Genomic DNA, 18,029 nt, shown 5'->3' on the forward strand with positions numbered 1-18,029 from the left:
CCGTTCCCCCTTACAGTTTTATGAAGTCGTGACGACATTTTCGAATAGATCTTTAGATGCTTTTTTATCTTTAAGGAAGTATTGCCACGGATCTTTGTGGACAGAGAGTGTCTCATTCATTCGATCGTTGAGCTCCTGCCGTTTTTCCGGATCGTTTAATACGGATTGGACATGAGATAAACCGACGCGCTCAAGCCATGCGGATGTCCGCTCCAGATAGTTTGCCGTTTCTCTGTAGTACTGAAGGTAAGCACCCGCGTATTCTAAGACTTCTTCATTCGTTTTTACTTTCATCAGCAAATCACCGGCCCGCAAATGGGTTCCGCCGTTTCCGCCGACATAAAGCTCCCAGGCTCCGTCGATGCCGACAACGCCAAGGTCTTTAATGCCTGATTCCGCACAGTTCCGCGGGCAGGCGGACACGGCCATTTTAACCTTATGAGGCGTATTGAGCCCTTCGAATTTTTTCTCAAGCGCAATACCCAGTGCCATGGAGTCTTGTGTGCCGAAGCGGCAGAATTGTTCGCCTACGCACGTTTTTACCGTGCGGAGTGTTTTTCCGTACGCGTAGCCTGACGGCATATCAAGCTCGGCCCATACTTTCGGCAGATCTTCTTTTTTAACGCCGATGAGATCAATTCGTTGGCCGCCGGTCATTTTAACGAGCGGGATCTCATATTTGTCGACGACATCGGCGATCTTGCGGAGATCTTGAGAGTTGGTTACGCCCCCGTACATCCGGGGAACGACTGAGTATGTTCCGTCTTTTTGAATATTGGCGTGCATCCGTTCGTTCACAAAACGGGATGTTCTGTCATCCTCGTATGTAGACGGATTAATCATGCCTAAGTAGTAGTTGAGGGCAGGGCGGCATTTGGAGCAACCTTCCGGCGTTTTCCAGCCGAGCACGTTCATGATTTCTCTCGTATGTGAGAGCCCTTTGGCTTTGATTTCTTCTACAACTTCATCTCTCGACAGTGAGGTGCAGCCGCAAATCGCTTCTTTTTGCGCGGATGAGTCAAATTCTGAGCCCAGTGTATATTGAAGAATGTCTTCTACGAGCGGTTTACAGCCTCCGCAGGAACGGGATGCCCCGGTGCATGCTTTGATTTCGTCCGTTGATGTGCAGCCTTTTTCCTGAATGGCTTGAATAATCGCGCCTTTTGAAACGCCGTTGCAGCCGCAGATGATTTCATCGTCGCTCATCGCCGCGGTCATGCTTGCGCCTGCTTCCTGATCAAGAGGCTGTAAGATTGATATTTTGGAGGTTTCAGAGATATCTGCTTGTTTTTGAATCATAGAAAACAGGCGGTTGCCTTCGCTGCTGTCTCCGAACAAAACAGCGCCGACAATTTGATTGCCCCTCAGGACAATTTTTTTATAAATGCCGTCCTGTTCATCGAACACTTTAATCGCCTTTTTGTCCTCTGATTCATCAAAGTCGCCGGCAGAGAACACCTCGACGCCTGATACCTTTAATTGAGTGGAGAGAACGGAGCCTTCGTACGGTTTTGTTTCAATGCCGCAAATATGCTTGGCCAGCACTTTTGCCTGTTCATAGAGCGGCGCCACAAGACCGTATGCGATTCCGCGGTGCTCGGCACATTCACCGACCGCGTAAATGTGCGGAATTTCAGTCTGCATATAATCGTTGACAATGATTCCGCGGTTTACCGGGATGCCGCTTTCTGTGCCAAGCTGTGTATTCGGGCGGATGCCGACAGCCATGACGACCAGATCAGCTTCGATGCTTGTGCCGTCTTTGAAGCGTACGCCTTCGACACGGTCAGTACCGATAATTTCTTCGGTTTGTTTTTCAAGGAAAAAGGTCATGCCTTGTTTTTCTAACTCGTTTTGCAGCAGGCGTCCCGCCGCTGCGTCAAGCTGGCGCTCCATCAGGAATGGGGCGAGGTGGATGACAGACACGTCCATGCCGAGATTCAGCAGTCCGCGCGCGGCTTCCAAACCCAGCAGTCCTCCGCCGATGACGGCTGCTTTTTTATATTGTCTTGACGCGGCGAGCATCGTGTCGGTATCTTTTATGTCTCGGAATGCCGTGACGCCTTGTTTGTCTGCGCCCGGAATCGGAAGGATAAAAGGGACAGAGCCTGTCGCCAGGATGAGTTCATCGTAAGGCTGGATTCTGTCTGCATCGGTGATGACGGTTTTGTTTTCCGTGTCAACTTTGATGACTGTTTCACCGGTGTACAGCTGAATGTTGTTTTCTTTGTACCAGTTCCAATCGTTTAACGTAATGTCTTGAATGTCGGTATCGCCTTGCAGCACTTTTGACAGAAGGATTCGGTTATAGTTGGGATGAGGTTCGGCCCCGAATATTGTAATCTCAAATTCATCTTTTGAAACACGCAGTATTTCTTCAATCGCTCTTACCCCGGCCATTCCATTTCCAACAAGGACTAGCTGTTTTTTTCCCATCAGATGATCCGCTCCTATCTTTGTTTTTTTTCAGCGTAGCACAGCAAAAACAAATATTTAAGATGCATGTTATGAAATGTAACAAAAAATACGAAAAAATCTAAAAATTTTATGAAAAATTAGATAGGGCTGATTCGTACCGCACACATCTTAAAACCGGGCATTTTACAGTCCGGATCGAAGGCTTCACCAATTAAATCGTTGACGTTTTGCGTGTCAGACCAATGGATGGGGACAAACAATGTATGATGTCTGACTTTTACTTGATTTTAAACGGAGAATATATCAAAATAAATAGTAACGATTACGATTTGTAACCATGTACATCGTGATAATAAGGGAGTTGCGGGATATAAATCGTAATCATTCTATTTTGTTAGGGGGCTATTGATATGAAAAAAATTCCGGTTACAGTATTGAGCGGCTATCTTGGTGCCGGAAAGACGACCGTTTTGAATCATATTCTACAAAACCGCAACGGTTTAAAAATTGCCGTCATCGTCAATGACATGAGCGAAGTAAATATAGACGCGGGCTTGGTGAAGCAGGGAGGCGGTTTGTCAAGGACGGATGAGAAACTCGTAGAATTATCCAACGGCTGTATCTGCTGCACGCTGCGTGAAGATTTATTAGTCGAAGTTGAGAAACTCGCGAAAGACGGCAGGTTTGATTATATTGTCATTGAATCAACAGGGATCAGCGAACCGATTCCCGTTGCCCAGACATTCTCTTATATAGATGAAGAAATGGGCATTGATCTGACAACATTCTGCAGGCTGGACACAATGGTGACCGTGGTGGATGCAAACCGCTTCTGGCATGATTTCCAGTCCGGTGACACCCTTCTTGACCGGAAGGAAGCGGCGGGAGAAGATGATGAACGGGTGATTGCCGATTTATTAATTGACCAAATCGAGTTTTGTGATGTGCTCATTTTAAATAAATGCGACATGGTGTGCGAAAAAGAGCTTGAACAGCTGGAAACGGTTCTTCGCGCATTACAGCCCCGTGCCAGACTGATCCGGTCCGTCCGCGGAGAAGTGCCCGCCGAATGCATATTGAATACCGGTTTATTTGAGTTTGAGGAAGCGAGTTCATCAGCAGGGTGGATAAAGGAACTGACGGCAGGTCATGAAGCGCACACTCCGGAAACGGAAGAGTACGGCATCACTTCGTTTGTGTACTCGCGGCGTCTGCCGTTTCATACCGTTCGTTTTGACAGCTGGCTGCATCAATCAATGCCTGACAACATTGTGCGCGCAAAAGGAATTGTTTGGTGCGCAACCCGCAACAGCCTTGCGCTGCTGATGTCTCAGGCGGGTCCAGCGGTTTCGCTTGAGCCTGTTTCTTATTGGGTGGCGGCAATGCCGAAACTTGAGCAGGAGCAGATCAAACAGCAGGAACCGGAGATTCTGGAAGATTGGGACGACCAATTCGGAGATCGTCATACGAACCTGGTGTTTATCGGAACAGATTTAGATGAAGCAGCCATTACAAAGGAATTGGATCAGTGCCTGCTCACGCCGTCTGAGTTCGATTCCGACTGGTCGCAGCTTGAAGATCCTTTTCAATGGGATATTCAGCGGGCCGAATAACATACCGGCCAAGTTTAGAAGCAGGTGAAAAGGGAAGGAGTGATGAAAAAGGAGCTGACCAAGTGTGAAAGCATTGACATATCAAGGAAAAGAACATATGGAAGTGAAAGAAGTCCCGGCACCCGCCATTCAAGATGAGAGAGATGTCATCGTTCGAATTACCGCAACCGGGATATGCGGTTCAGACCTTCATTTATATAAAAACGGAATACCCGCCGATCCGGGTTATATTGTCGGGCATGAGCCGATGGGAATCGTGGAAGAAACGGGCAGTCAAGTCAAAAAGCTGAAAAAAGGCGACCGGGTCGTGATTCCTTTTAACATCGGCTGCGGAGAATGTCATTATTGCAAGCACCAGATGGAAAGCCAGTGTGATGAATCAAATCCAAATCCTCATACAGATGCCGGCGGTTTATTCGGTTTCTCAGAGTTTAACGGTAATTATCCCGGCGGACAGGCTGAATATTTACGTGTTCCTTACGCTGATTTCTCTTCTTTTCTGGTTCCGGCAGACAGTGAGCTTGAAGATGAGCAGGTGCTGCTTCTGTCAGATGTCATGCCGACCGCCTTTTGGAGCGTCCAGCACAGCGGAGTGAAAAAAGGAGATACAGTCGTTATTCTGGGATCAGGTCCGATCGGCTTAATGGCGCAAAAATTCGCGTGGAAAAAAGGAGCTAAACGGGTTATCGCAGTTGATCAAGTCCCGCATCGCCTTGAACATGCGAGACGCATAAACGGAGCAGAGACCTTCAATTTTTCAGAACATGATGAGATCGGGAAACTGCTGCACGAACAAACGTCAGGGGGCGCGGATGTAGTGATTGATTGTGTCGGAATGGACGGCACGCCGCTTTCAAAAGAAAAAGCAGAGCAAAAACCGAATCAGTTCGGAACGATCAGCCCGATTCTTACAGCATCAGAAGCCGTTAAGAAGTTCGGAACCGTGCAGCTCACGGGCGCATACATTTCTGAAGCGGACGGCTTTCCGCTCGGCGATTTTTTCACACGCAACGTTTCTTTAAAAATGGGCCAGGCACCCGTTATTCATCTGATGCCGAGGCTGTACAAAATGATCGAACAAAATGAAATTGATCCGACAGATATCATTACACACAAAATGAGTCTTGCGGAAGCTCCTGCTGCATATGATATATTTGACAAAAAAGAAGATGGCAACATTAAAGTGATTTTGAAGCCATAGCGAGGGGAAACACGATGAATATTTACAGACCAGCGGGATTTTGGATCAGATTGGGAGCCGTTGTACTCGACTATTTAATTACTTCAGTGCCTTTGGCGATTATTTTTATGCTGGCAACAGGAAAAGACCCGAATGAGAGCGCAATGATCAGCATCATTTTGACTCTTTATGGTATTTTGCTCCCTGTATACTGGAACGGCTATGTTATCGGCAAAAAGATCTGCGGTATCCGCATCGTCAAAAAAGACGGAACTCAGGTAGGCTTTCTTACTATGATTTTGAGAGTGCTTGTGGGCGGCCTGATATATGGCGTGACGTTTGGAATCGGTGTGATCGTGAGCGCATTCATGGTCGGAATGAGAGAAGACAAACGGTCAATCCACGATTTTGTAGCGGGAACGTATGTCACATACGCGCTGCCGGACGAATCGATTGAAAAGAGCAAATAATTTCGCTCTTTTTTTGCATAAAAAATGGATGAGGGAGCAACATATAACAAACGTTAAAGGAGGAAAGAGTCATGAAAAAAGCTGCATTGTCTTTAGCTGCGTTTTTCATTACAGCAATGGTTTTCACAATGCCGGCACACGCCGAAACAAAAATGCCTTCAACAATGTCACTCACGGAACAGCAGAAAAAAGAAATTGAATCACTTGAAAAAGAAGTGCTCGAAAAACGCAAACATGTCATATCCAAATATGTTGAGTACGGGGTCCTGCCGAAAGAAAAAGCAGAACATATTAAACAGTATATGGACAGGCGCTTTAATATGATGAAACAAAATGGCTTTGTCCCGAAGCCTCCGCCTCATAAATTGGAAAAGCGGCATCATCATTCTTAAGCATCCGGCAAGCCGGATGCTTTTTTGTTTTGATCGGGATTGCTCTGAAATGCGTTTCATAACGTATGATATCAAAATCATACGCATCAGGAGGATGAAACACATGATACATAAAAAACAGGGCCTGTTCCCTGATACATTTCTATGGGGGGCAGCTTCGGCTGCCAATCAGGTAGAAGGAGCCTGGAATAAAGGCGGTAAAGGACCTTCAGTATGGGTGAACAGTGCAGAGAGGCTATTAGTGACGGAGTTCATCTCATCGGCTGCTGCAGCTGGGCATTCACGGATCTGTTAAGCTGGTTGAACGGCTATTAAAAACGCTACGGTTTTGTGTATATCAATCGAGATGAAGAAGATGAAAAGGATTTGAAACGGATCAGGAAAAAAAGTTTTTATTGGTACCAGAATGTAATTGAAACAAACGGTAAAAGTTCCCTGAGAGAAATATGATTCTCTCAGGGGTTTCTTTTACATTGCGTCTGCATCAATAATATACGTATCCGCATGAAGATCGGATATTTCGGCAGGCACTGAATAACAGGTAATGCTGTATCGGCCTTTCGGAATATTAAAGAAAAGCCGCTTTGACATCACGCTTTCAATCTCAATTCCATCTTTTACAGCCTCAAAGGGAACAGTCGCTTTTTTCTCATAGGATAGTACCGGTTCACTTGTGTTAAGCCTGAGGACGATAAATGCCCTCGTATTTCTCCTTGCTTCAAATGAAACAGCTCCGTCAGCTTCCGCATATCCTTTTTCAATGGCTTCATCGGTCCAATCGATAACAGGCGGTTCTGAATCTTTTTGGAAGATTGTAAATTGATGATAAGAAATGGCCAGTTCTTGCGGTTTCCATGATTTATTCAATGCGCTGTTCCTCCTGTTTTTTTTTACTTGATTTTAAATAATACTCTCGTTCCGTCGGGATCATTGGTGAGCTGGTGTCCGACCCAAGAGCCGGCTCCGCGGTTGTCTGCCGGAGAAATATATTCTACGGAGGCATTGTTTCCGCCCTGTTTACAAACCGCCATCGGCCATTCATCCCTATCGTATCCCGTTTTGACAGGCACATGTTTAAGAGATTGCTCACGCCGCTTATGTACTCCGTCTCTGTCAATGGTGCATATGCTGGAATGCCCTTCTTTTATCGCGTCCTTAATATGCTTTGCTGTTTCCGGATATCGATCGGACGGAAATAGGATTACTTTGTCGTAATCACTCTTCTGAACGGTCTGCTCGTTATCTGAGAAAAGATCACCCTTGATCAGGGCCGCGACTGCTCCGGCAATGATGATAAGAACAAGCAGCAGTGCTTTTAATGTTTTCAAGAGTATCAATCACCTCCAGTTTTAAATTGCTGTAAAGCTGGTCCAAGAATAAAGCAGAATCGGCCGGCTGTAAAGCTGTTAAAATATATTTCTCAGCCGCAATTCAGCTGAATATCTGTAAAACCATCCGCACAAATCAATTTTATTCTTTAAAAATCCGATCAGAAAGTGTTTTTTGCCGTTTCCCTATTCAGAAATGAACGGTTGCGGCCGTATCGTCAATTGACTTATTATAGCGATAAGCTCACCGGCAGGATATCTTCGTCTGCGAGTGTCCGACCCGAAAACCTTGGCTTGCATGACCGTGCGCAACAAGACGATAAAAAGACGGCCATCTGATAAGAAGGCCGTCAGCAAATCATTCCAGATTCGCATGTTTTGTAAACATGTCTGCTGAATTCAATTCTTTTTTCTCCATGATTTTTAGAATAACCGCATCGTAAAACAGCAAAAGAGTTTGTTCGAATAAAGAACCCATCGGCTGAATCGTCTTTCTGTCTCCGCCGGTCTCTTCCTTAGGAGAGCCGGGAATCGTTATTGTAAGATCAGCAAGTTTGCCGAGACTTGAATCGGGGTTAATCGTTAATGCAGTGATGATGCCGTTAAGGCTTTTGGCTTTTTCAGCCGTATGAAGCAGACTTTTTGTTTCGCCTGAGCCTGAGCCGATGATGACGAGACCGCCTTCTTGGAGGGGAGGGGTAAGCGTCTCACCGACGATGTAAGCGTTCAGGCCGATGTGCATCATCCTCATGGCGAACGCTTTAGCCATAAAGCCGGAACGCCCCGCTCCGGACGTGAAGATTTGATCTGCCGATAAAATCTGATCCGCAAGCTTGTCAGCTTCACTGTCGGCTATTAATGCTGCGGTGCGGGATATTTCATTTAGTATTTCATGTAAGTATTCAGTCGTTTTCATGATCCTTGTGAGATCAGCTGTTTCATTTTAGCAGCAGCATCCGCTTTATTGTCAGCTCCCGTAATGCCTCCGCCGACAATGATTAAATCTGGGTTTTGTTTGATGGCTTCAGGAAGCGTATCAAGTTTAATGCCCCCGGCAATTGCGGTTTTAGCGCTCTTGACCGCTTTTTTAATCGCCGTCAGTTCCTCGAATGAATTCTTTCCTTCTGCTTGAAGATCATAACCTGTGTGAACACAAATATAATCAACACCGAGTTGGTCAATTTCTTTTGCACGTGTTTCAAGGTTTTTTACGTTAATCATGTCGACGAGAATTTTTTTCTGCTGTTTTTTTGCTTCGGCAACCGCCCCTTTGATCGTTGAGTCGTCTGTCGCTCCTAAAACGGTGATGATGTCGGCGCCCGCTTCTGCCGCTTTCATGATCTCGTAGCCGCCTGCATCCATGATTTTAAGATCGGCAAGCACTTTCAAGTGAGGAAAGGCTGATTTCATTTCCTGTACGGCTTTCAGGCCTTCATTAATGACAACGGGAGTGCCGATTTCTACAACATCTATATATTGTTCGACCTCTTTCACAAGTTCAATTGCTTCCGGGATATTCACTAAGTCTAATGCCAGCTGTAATTCCACTTTATATCCACTCCTCTTTTTCATGTATTTACATTCTATAGAGTGCCCGGCATGTTGAGAAGTACGCACTTTGAAGTCTAATAGTTACTTTGAGGATACTGTCCCCGCAGGCAATGCGCTTTGTTTCAGCAAAACTGCGTGGTAGTATAAACTGATGAAAGTTGTGTAAAAAAGTAAGCGTGTATGAATAGATGATGAACGTACAAAAAGTAAGAGGAAGGAGAATGGCCCGTGAGCCGAATGGATAAGAAAACGTTTAATTGCGAAAAGGAATTGACGCTTGCCGTGATAGGCGGGAAATGGAAAATGCTGATTATGTGGCACCTGGGAAAAGAAGGGACAAAACGTTTTAATGAGCTGAAAGCTTTAATTCCGGATATTACGCACAAAATTCTTGTGAATCAGCTCAGGGAGCTGGAGCAGGATCTGATCGTTCACAGGGAAGTTTACCCTGTCGTCCCTCCGAAAGTGGAGTACTCATTAACGGAGCAAGGAGAGACCCTTATGCCGATTTTGGATGCCATGTATAAGTGGGGAAAAGAATATATGGAATTAATCAACATTGATAAAACTGCAATAAAGGAATCTTTTTGAAGCGCTCTATGTAAAATAGAGTGCTTTTTTTGCGGTTTAATGAAATCATATTGCGAACGATTAAATCTCCTGTTTCGGTTCTTGCGCTGTTTTTTCCCCATCAGCTCATATATGAAAACTATTTTCATTCTGCCATAACTGGATATTCGAGAGATTTATACTATAGTTTAAAGATTTTTAATTTTACATAAATAATATTTTTAAAAATAAATTGCGGGATGCCGCAAAATACCCTCTGGAATTGTCGGAATTTTTTTCGGTGTGCCGAATGAAACTTTTCACCCATTTTTCGGTGATAAAAACAATAATTTCATATAAAGTGAACGTAAGTAGATATATAGTAATTCATGAAGAAATAGGTAAACCCTGTTGCTTACAAACATTGGATTCTTGTCTTGATTTCTCATAAATTTGAGCCGCATTTCGGACTGTGCGGGTGAGTGGATTGCGGATTTCGGCGGTGATTGAATCGGGATCGTTTTGGAGGTAAGTGGTTCTTTTGGCTTGATAATGAGTTAGGGACATTGAGGGAGGCTGTTTCTAAGGGAGAATTGACAATTTTATCTTAAAAAGGGGAGGCGCACACATATGGAAATAACTTTTTATCCTTTAACAAATGCTCAAAAACGTATCTGGTATACAGAAAAATTCTATCCGAACACAAGTATTTCAAATCTTGCCGGGTTCGGGAAACTCATTTCTGATGACGGCGTACAGGCTCATTACGTTGAGAAAGCGATACAGGAATTCGTCCGGCGGTATGAGTCGATGAGAATCCGTCTGCGGCTTGATGATGAGGGGGAGCCCGTTCAATATGTGAGCGAATACCGTCCGCTGACTATCGAACATACAGACATCAGGCAAGCCGGCTGCTCTGCGGAAGAGCTGTCAAAATGGGGACGTGACGAGGCAAGCAAGCCTCTGGCATTATATGATCAGGATTTATTCCGTTTTTCCGTGTATACCATCAGCGAAAATGAGGTCTGGTTCTACGTTAATGTGCATCACGTTATTTCAGACGGGATTTCCATGACGATTCTGGGCAATGCGATTACTGATATTTATTTGGAGCTTTCGGGCGGATCAAGTGAGGAACAGACGGAGATTCCTTCCTTTATCGAGCATGTGCTGACTGAGCAGGAATATGTGCAGTCGAAGCGGTTTAAAAAGGATCGGGATTTTTGGAACGGGCAGTTTGAGACCGTGCCGGAGCTTGTGTCCCTGAAACGGAGCCAGGCAGATGCGGGTCTTGATGCAAAACGGTTTTCTCAAGAAATTCCTCACGACTTATATGGCCGCATTCATTCATTCTGCGAGGAGCATAAAGTCAGCGTACTATCTCTGTTCCAATCAGCTCTGATCACTTATCTCTACAAAGTGACCGGCCGGGATGACGTTGTCACGGGTACGTTTATGGGAAACCGGACGAATGCGAAAGAAAAGCAGATGCTCGGGATGTTCGTATCTACGGTGCCTGTGCGGACAAGCGTTGACGGAGGACAGTCGTTCTTGGAATTCGTTAAAGGCCGGATGAAGGATCTGATGAAAATTCTCCGCCACCAAAAGTATCCGTATAACCTGCTTGTCAATGATTTGCGCGCTTCGAAAAGTTCGCTGAGCAGATTGTTTACGGTAGCTCTGGAGTACCAGGTGATGCAGTGGCAGAAAAAAGAGAATCTGTCCTTCCTGACAGACCCTATTTTCAGCGGAAGCGGTACAAATGATATTTCGATTCATGTGAAGGAACGATGGGACACTGGGAAATTGACGATTGATTTTGACTATCGCAGCGACATATTCAAGGGAGAGGAGATTGTATCTGTTTCTGAACGTTTGATCACGCTGATTGAAGATGCGATTTCATCTCCTGATCGCATAATTGATGAGCTTACTCTTCTTTCTGAATCCGAGAAAGAGCGGCTGCTGACACGGGCCTCCGGCAATCCGGTGAATTACCGCAGGGAGATGACGATACCGGGGCTGTTTGAAGAGAAGGTGAAGTCACTGTCTGACAAACCCGCGGTTGTGTATGAAGGCCGAACATTGTCCTATCGCACATTGCATGAACAGTCAGGCCGAATTGCCGGATGCCTTCTTAAAGCCGGGATATCAGCCGATACTCCTGTCGCGGTGCTGCTTGGCCGTTCTGAGCGTGTCATTGCGGCAATATTGGGAATTTTGAAAGCGGGCGGCGCCTATGTGCCGATAGATCCTGATTTTCCGGCGGATCGGATTCAGTACATTTTGGAGGACAGCGGAGCGAAGGCTGTTCTGACGGAGGCCGGAATACAGGTGCCTGCAGCGGATGCCGAACGGATTGATTTTGACGAGGCTGTTCAGTTTGAAACGGCTGCGGACGGTGTCAGCACACAATCAGACCGGCTGGCTTACATCATCTACACGTCAGGTACAACCGGGCGGCCGAAAGGCGTGATGATTGAGCACCGGCAAGTTCATCATCTGGTGCAATCACTGCAGCAGGAGATTTATCAATGCGGTGAGCAGACATTAAGAATGGCGCTTTTGGCTCCGTTTCATTTTGATGCGTCCGTCAAACAGATTTTTGCCTCGCTTCTTTTGGGACAGACGCTTTATATCGTGCCGAAAACGACTGTAACGAATGGCTCGACACTGCTGGACTATTATCGTCAAAACCGGATTGAAGCCACTGACGGAACCCCTGCGCATCTGCAGATGATGGTTGCGGCGGGAGATGTCAGCGGAATTGAATTGCGCCACATGCTCATTGGGGGAGAAGGTCTGTCCGCCGCTGTTGCTGAACAGCTGATGAAGCTCTTTCATCAATCGGGCAGGGCGCCGCGTCTGACGAATGTCTACGGGCCGACAGAAACGTGCGTAGATGCGTCCGTGCATCAGGTGTCAGCCGATAACGGAATGAATCAACAGGCGGCGTACGTTCCGATCGGAAAACCGCTCGGCAACGCCCGTCTGTATATATTGGATAAGCACCAGCGGCTTCAGCCCGACGGCACGGCCGGTGAGCTGTATATCGCGGGTGACGGTGTAGGCCGCGGCTATTTAAATCTTCCGGATTTGACCGCAGAGAAGTTTTTGCAAGACCCGTTTAACGGAAGCGGCCGCATGTACCGCACGGGTGATATGGCGCGCTGGCTGCCGGACGGGACGATCGAATATATCGGCCGTGAAGATGATCAGGTGAAAGTCCGCGGCTACCGTATTGAGCTGGGAGAAATTGAAACGGTGCTCAGAAAAGCTCCGGGCGCGGCGCAGGCCGTCGTGCTGGCACGGCCGGATCAGCAGGGCAGCTTAGATGTTTGCGCATATATCGTTCAGGAAAAAGGAACCGAGTTTCACCCTGCCGAGTACAGGGAGTATGTGTCCAAGCACCTTCCTGATTACATGGTGCCCGCTTACTTTACAAAAACGGACGAAATTCCGCTCACGCCGAGCGGTAAGGCAGACCGCAAAAAGCTGTTTGCGCTCGATGTGCAGGCTGTCAGCTCATCCGAATATGCCGCGCCGAGAAACGAAACGGAGGAAACGCTCACCGTCATCTGGCAGGAAGTCCTCGGAATGGACAAGGCGGGCATTTATGATCATTTCTTCGAGTCAGGCGGTCATTCATTAAAGGCAATGACGCTTCTGACGAAAATTCATAAGCAAATGGGCGTTGAAATTCCGCTGCAATACTTGTTTGAGCATCCGACGATTGCGGCGCTTGCCGATTATGCGGAAAACCGAAACGAAGGACAGGCATTCAGGGCGATTGAGCCGGCTGAGAAGCAGGCGAGCTATCCGCTTTCGCTCGCTCAGCAGCGGACTTATATCGCGAGCCAATTTGAAGATGCGGGAGTCGGATATAACATGCCGGCTGCGGCCATGATTGAGGGCGCTTTAGACCGTGAAAAGCTCGAACGTGCATTTTCTGCCTTAATCAGCAGGCATGAAGCGCTCAGAACATCGTTTCAATCAGAGGACGGCACGCCGAGACAGGTGATTCACGAACATGTTCCGTTTCATATTGAAATGATCGAAGCGCGCGGAAGAACGAATGCACAGGTCATGAAGGACTTTGTGCGCCGTTTTGATTTATCTGAGGCGCCGCTGTTCAGAATCGGCCTGCAAACGCTCGGTCACAATCGCCATATGCTGCTGTTTGATATGCATCACCTGATTTCTGACGGGGTGTCTATTTCCATCATGCTGAAGGAACTGGCTGACATCTACGGCGGAAATCAGCTGCCTGATTTGCGCATTCAATATAAAGATTATGCCGTATGGCAGGCGGAACGGGCGAAAGAAGGCTACAAGAAGGAGCGGGCGTACTGGAAAGAAGTCTTCAGCGGCGAACTGCCGGTGCTTCAGCTGCTCCCTGATTATCCGCGGCCGCAGGTGCAAAGCTTTGAAGGTGACCGCGTGTCCGTCAAGCTGCCGAAAATGCTGCGGGAACGGCTGCAGAAGCTTGCCGAGAAAAACGGAGCCACTCTTTACATGGTGCTGTTATCGGCATACTATACGCTGCTTTCTAAGTATTCGGGACAGGAAGACATCATCGTGGGAACACCGTCAGCGGGAAGAAATCACTCTGATACCGAGGGGCTTATCGGGATGTTTGTCAACACGCTTGCGCTGCGAAGCTCCGTGAAGCAGGATCAGACATTTGCCGGCTTGTTAGGTCATGTGCGGAAACAGGTGCTGGACGCGTTTTCCCATCAGGATTATCCGTTTGAGTGGCTGACCGAGGAGCTGAACGTGCCCCGGGACATGAGCAGGCATCCGATATTTGACACGATGTTCAGTCTGCAAAATGCTTCGGACGGAATTCCGGAGATCGGCAACCTGACGCTGTCTCTTCATGAAACCAACTTCAATATCGCTAAATTCGATCTGACAATGCAGGCCCGGGAAACAGCGGAAGGCATTGCGCTCGATTTGGATTATTGCACGAAGCTGTTTAAGCGCTCAACTGCGGATCGCATGCTTGCGCACTATGTCCGTCTGCTGGAGCGCGCGGCAGCTCAGCCGGATGCGAAAATCAGCGAATATGATCTGCTTTCTGAACGGGAGGCTTTGAACCAATTACAGCGGTTCAATCCGGAGCGCACAGCATACCCGAAAGAGCAAACGATCGTGCAGATCTTTGAAGAACAGGCCCGAAAGAACCCTGACCGGACAGCTCTTCAGTTCGAAGGGGGAACTCTGTCGTATCAGCAGCTGAATGAACGCGCCAACAGGCTTGCGCGGCATATTCTTTCGGTCGGAGGCGGCGGGAAAACCGCGGCTGTTTTATGTGAACGGTCAATGGACATGATTGTTTCCATTATGGCTGTGTTAAAAGCGGGGTCCGCCTATGTGCCGATTGATCCTGAGCATCCGGTTCAGCGGATTCAGCATTTCTTCCGCGACAGCGGGGCGAATGTGCTCCTGACTCAGCAAAGCCTCAAGCCGCTTGCGGAAAAGGCCGGTTTTCAAGGCGTCATTGTGCTTGCTGATGATGAGGCGAGTTATGAAAAGGACTCTCGCAATCCAGCATTGCCGTTTGATTCCAAAACGATTGCCAATCTCACGTATACATCAGGCACGACGGGAACGCCGAAAGGAAACATCGTCACACATGCCAACATTTTGCGGACGGTAAAAAACACGAACTATTTGACCGTTTCTGAAGAGGACACAGTGCTCGGTCTGTCAAACTACGTCTTTGACGCTTTTATGTTTGATATGTTCGGTTCGCTGTTAAACGGTGCAAAGCTTGTGATCGTCCCGAAAGATACGGTGCTGGACATGTCGCGCCTGTCCCGTGTGATCAAACGGGAAAACGTCAGCATTCTGATGATTACGACGGCCCTGTTCCACCTGCTTGTTGATATGGAGCCGACCTGTCTGACGACGCTTCGGAAAATCATGTTCGGGGGCGAAAGAGCGTCTGTAGAACATGTCAAAAAGGCGCTGGCGGCAGTCGGAAAAGGAAGACTGCTTCATATGTACGGTCCGTCGGAAAGCACGGTGTTTGCGACATACCATCCGGTGGATGTCATTGAAGAGGATACGCTCTCCGTTCCGATCGGTAAACCGGTCAGCAATACGGAAGTCTTTATTATGAACTCAGCCGGACGCATTCAGCCGGCGGGTATTGCGGGAGAGCTGTGCGTCAGCGGGGAAGGTCTCGTAGAAGGCTACTACAACCGTCCTGAACTGACGGAAGAAAAGTTTGTAAAGCATCCGTTTAAGGAAGGTGAACGGATGTATAAAACGGGGGACTTGGCCAGATGGCTTCCGAATGGCGATATCGAGTTTATCGGACGTATCGACCATCAGGTGAAAATCCGCGGTCAGCGGATTGAGCTTGGCGAAATTGAGCATCAGCTTCAAAGCCATGACCAGATTCAGGAATGCATTGTGCTCGCTGTGGATCAAGGCGCGGGTGACAAACTTCTTTGCGCGTATTTTGTCAGCCTCAGGGAAATCTCTTCCCGGGAGCTGAGAGAGCATACGGCGAAGGATCTTCCGGCTTATATGATTCCGTCCGTCTTTATTCAATTGGATGAACTGCCTCTTACAGGAAACGGGAAGATCGACAGACGGGCGCTGCCGATGCCTGATGTGACCGCAGCGAATGCCGTGTCATATACGGCGCCGCGCAATGAAACAGAACAAAAACTGGCGGATATTTGGGCTGAGGTGCTGCAAATGGAACGGGTCGGCGTCCATGATCAGTTCTTTGAGATCGGAGGCCATTCGTTAGCGGGAATGAAACTGCTTGCTCTCATCCAGAAGACATTCGGCGTGCAGCTTACATTAAAGGATCTGTTCACTTCTCCGACGGCTGCGGGGCTGGCGCAGCTGATTGAAGGCGCTGAGCGGAAGACGGCTGAGAGCATCGCACCGGCGGCCGAGCGGGAAACGTATCCGGTTTCTTCACCGCAGAAGCGGATGTTCGTGCTTCAGCAGCTGGAAGGCGCTGAAACAAGCTATAACATGCCGTCTGTGCTCCGCTTAAAAGGAAAGCTTGATGCAGAAAAGCTGAAATCCGTCATGAAACAGCTGACAGAACGCCATGAAGCCTTCAGAACGACATTTGACATAAAGGATGGAGAAACGGTTCAGCGTATATGGGCGGAAGCTGATATCGACATGGAATATTATGAAGCCTCTGAAGAAGATGCTGAACAGATTATTCAGAGCTTTATCCGGCCGTTCCGTCTGGATCAGCTTCCTCTCGTCAGAACGGGACTGGTCAAGCTGGCTGAACATGACCACCTGCTGCTGTTTGATATGCACCATATCATTTCGGACGGCGCTTCAGTCGGCGTGCTGATAGATGAACTGTCCCGCTTGTATGGCGGCGAAACGCTTGAGCCGCTGCGGATTCATTATAAAGACTATGCGGTATGGCAGCAGAAATTTATTCAATCAGAGCAGTACCGCAAGCAGGAGGAGCATTGGCTTCGGGAGCTTGACGGCGAGCTTCCGGTATTGACGCTGCCGGCTGATTACAGCCGTCCGGCCGTGCAAACCTTTGAAGGAGACAAGCTGGTCTTTTCTCTGACTGAGGAACAGACGTCGGCTCTTCGCAGTCTTGCGAAACAAACGGATTCTACCATGTACATGGTGCTGCTGGCGTCATACAGCGCCTTTCTCTCAAAACTGAGCGGACAGCATGACATCATTGTCGGCTCGCCGGTTGCGGGACGATCACATGCGGATCTCGCAAACGTCATCGGTGTTTTTGTGAATACACTCGCGCTTCGTACGTATCCGGAAGCGGACAAAACGTTCACGGACTATCTTAAAGAAGTGAAACAAACCGCTTTACATGCATTTGACGCGCAGGATTATCCGCTTGAAGACCTTCTGCAAAAGGTTGAGGTGCAGCGTGATACGAGCCGAAATCCGCTGTTTGATGCGGTATTCTCAATGCAAAATGCAAATGCTGAAGATCTGGTCATGGAAGGAATTGAGCTGAAGCACCATCCGTTTGACAGAAAAACAGCCAAGTTTGACCTGACGATGACGGCTGAGGACACAGGCGAAGGCTTAACGTTTGTGCTTGAATATAACACCGCGCTGTTTAAACCGGAAACGGCAGAGACGTGGAAGCATTACTGGCTTCAGCTGTTAAAAGCCGCAACGGAAAATCCGGCTGCGAAGCTTTCTGAGCTTTCATTGGTGAATGAAACAGAAAAACAAGCCCTCCTTGACGCATGGAAAGGAAAAACAATTTCTGTGCCGCGGGACAAAACGGTTCACCGTCTCTTTGAAGAAACGGCCGCCCGCCATGCGAACCGGCCGGCCGCGGCATATAACGGCGCGAAATGGACGTACGGCGAGCTGAACGCAAGGGCGAACCGGATCGCGCGCATTCTCATGGACTGCGGCGTCACGGCTGACGAACGTGTCGGCATTTTGACGAAACCGTCCTTGGAAATGGCCGCGGGCGTACTCGGCGTCTTAAAAGCGGGCGCGGCATTTGTGCCGATTGACCCCGACTACCCGGAAGAGCG

Annotated in this window: 12 protein-coding genes and 2 pseudogenes; 8 read left to right on the forward strand and 6 right to left on the reverse strand. The window is 48.0% G+C overall.

Annotated features, from left to right (window positions below; genetic code table 11):
- Positions 1–18: 18 nt before the first annotated feature.
- The gene (nasD, locus tag G9F48_RS18260) at positions 19–2,436 is read right to left on the reverse strand and encodes an NADPH-nitrite reductase (protein WP_165409928.1); all 2,418 of its coding nucleotides are present in this window, start codon (positions 2,434–2,436) and stop codon (positions 19–21) included.
- A gap of 119 nt (positions 2,437–2,555) precedes the next feature.
- Positions 2,556–2,684 (reverse strand): annotated as a pseudogene (locus G9F48_RS19855) (hypothetical protein); the annotation flags it as partial.
- Positions 2,685–2,828: 144 nt separating this feature from the next.
- Here G9F48_RS19855 and G9F48_RS18265 point away from each other — a divergent pair.
- The 6 genes and pseudogenes from G9F48_RS18265 to G9F48_RS18290 form a co-directional block, all read left to right on the forward strand.
- Positions 2,829–4,031, forward strand: coding sequence for a GTP-binding protein (locus G9F48_RS18265; RefSeq protein ID WP_165409929.1), 1,203 nt, complete (start codon positions 2,829–2,831; stop codon positions 4,029–4,031).
- Between the two features lie 64 nt (positions 4,032–4,095).
- On the forward strand, positions 4,096–5,232 hold the full coding sequence (locus G9F48_RS18270) for a zinc-dependent alcohol dehydrogenase (RefSeq protein ID WP_156735944.1): 1,137 nt from the start codon (positions 4,096–4,098) through the stop codon (positions 5,230–5,232).
- Positions 5,233–5,246: 14 nt separating this feature from the next.
- The gene (locus G9F48_RS18275) at positions 5,247–5,681 is read left to right on the forward strand and encodes an RDD family protein (protein ID WP_165409930.1); all 435 of its coding nucleotides are present in this window, start codon (positions 5,247–5,249) and stop codon (positions 5,679–5,681) included.
- Positions 5,682–5,752: 71 nt separating this feature from the next.
- Positions 5,753–6,073, forward strand: a complete 321-nt coding sequence (locus G9F48_RS18280; protein ID WP_165409931.1) for a YckD family protein — start codon at positions 5,753–5,755, stop codon at positions 6,071–6,073.
- Positions 6,074–6,176: 103 nt separating this feature from the next.
- Positions 6,177–6,368, forward strand: a complete 192-nt coding sequence (locus G9F48_RS20130) for a family 1 glycosylhydrolase (protein WP_165409938.1) — start codon at positions 6,177–6,179, stop codon at positions 6,366–6,368.
- Positions 6,293–6,523, forward strand: a pseudogene (locus G9F48_RS18290) (family 1 glycosylhydrolase); the annotation flags it as partial. The gene G9F48_RS20130 and the pseudogene G9F48_RS18290, both read left to right, overlap by 76 nt.
- Before the next feature lie 18 nt (positions 6,524–6,541).
- On the opposite strand, the gene comJ reads toward G9F48_RS18290, so the two are convergent.
- From comJ to hxlA, 4 genes are all read right to left on the reverse strand, one after another.
- A complete protein-coding gene (comJ, locus tag G9F48_RS18295; RefSeq protein ID WP_165409932.1) occupies positions 6,542–6,940 on the reverse strand; it encodes a competence protein ComJ in 399 nt (132 codons plus the stop codon).
- Between the two features lie 23 nt (positions 6,941–6,963).
- Entirely contained in the window at positions 6,964–7,401 is a 438-nt protein-coding gene (locus tag G9F48_RS18300) for a NucA/NucB deoxyribonuclease domain-containing protein (protein WP_003156588.1), read from the reverse strand.
- Positions 7,402–7,759: 358 nt separating this feature from the next.
- Positions 7,760–8,317: a 6-phospho-3-hexuloisomerase gene (gene hxlB, locus G9F48_RS18305; protein ID WP_077721772.1), complete on the reverse strand. Its 558-nt coding sequence runs from the start codon at positions 8,315–8,317 to the stop codon at positions 7,760–7,762.
- Positions 8,314–8,949: a 3-hexulose-6-phosphate synthase gene (gene hxlA / locus G9F48_RS18310; RefSeq protein ID WP_014304319.1), complete on the reverse strand. Its 636-nt coding sequence runs from the start codon at positions 8,947–8,949 to the stop codon at positions 8,314–8,316. Before hxlA ends, hxlB begins: the two co-directional genes overlap by 4 nt.
- 231 nt (positions 8,950–9,180) lie before the next feature.
- Between hxlA and G9F48_RS18315 the strand changes: the two genes are divergently transcribed.
- Entirely contained in the window at positions 9,181–9,543 is a 363-nt protein-coding gene (locus G9F48_RS18315; RefSeq protein ID WP_016936795.1) for a winged helix-turn-helix transcriptional regulator, read from the forward strand.
- 588 nt (positions 9,544–10,131) lie between these two features.
- The coding region (gene srfAA / locus G9F48_RS18320) for a surfactin non-ribosomal peptide synthetase SrfAA (RefSeq protein WP_165409933.1) at positions 10,132–18,029 on the forward strand (7,898 nt) is incomplete at its 3' end.

This window comes from Bacillus sp. EKM420B (genome assembly GCF_011065565.1).
GTDB lineage: Bacteria > Bacillota > Bacilli > Bacillales > Bacillaceae > Bacillus > Bacillus velezensis.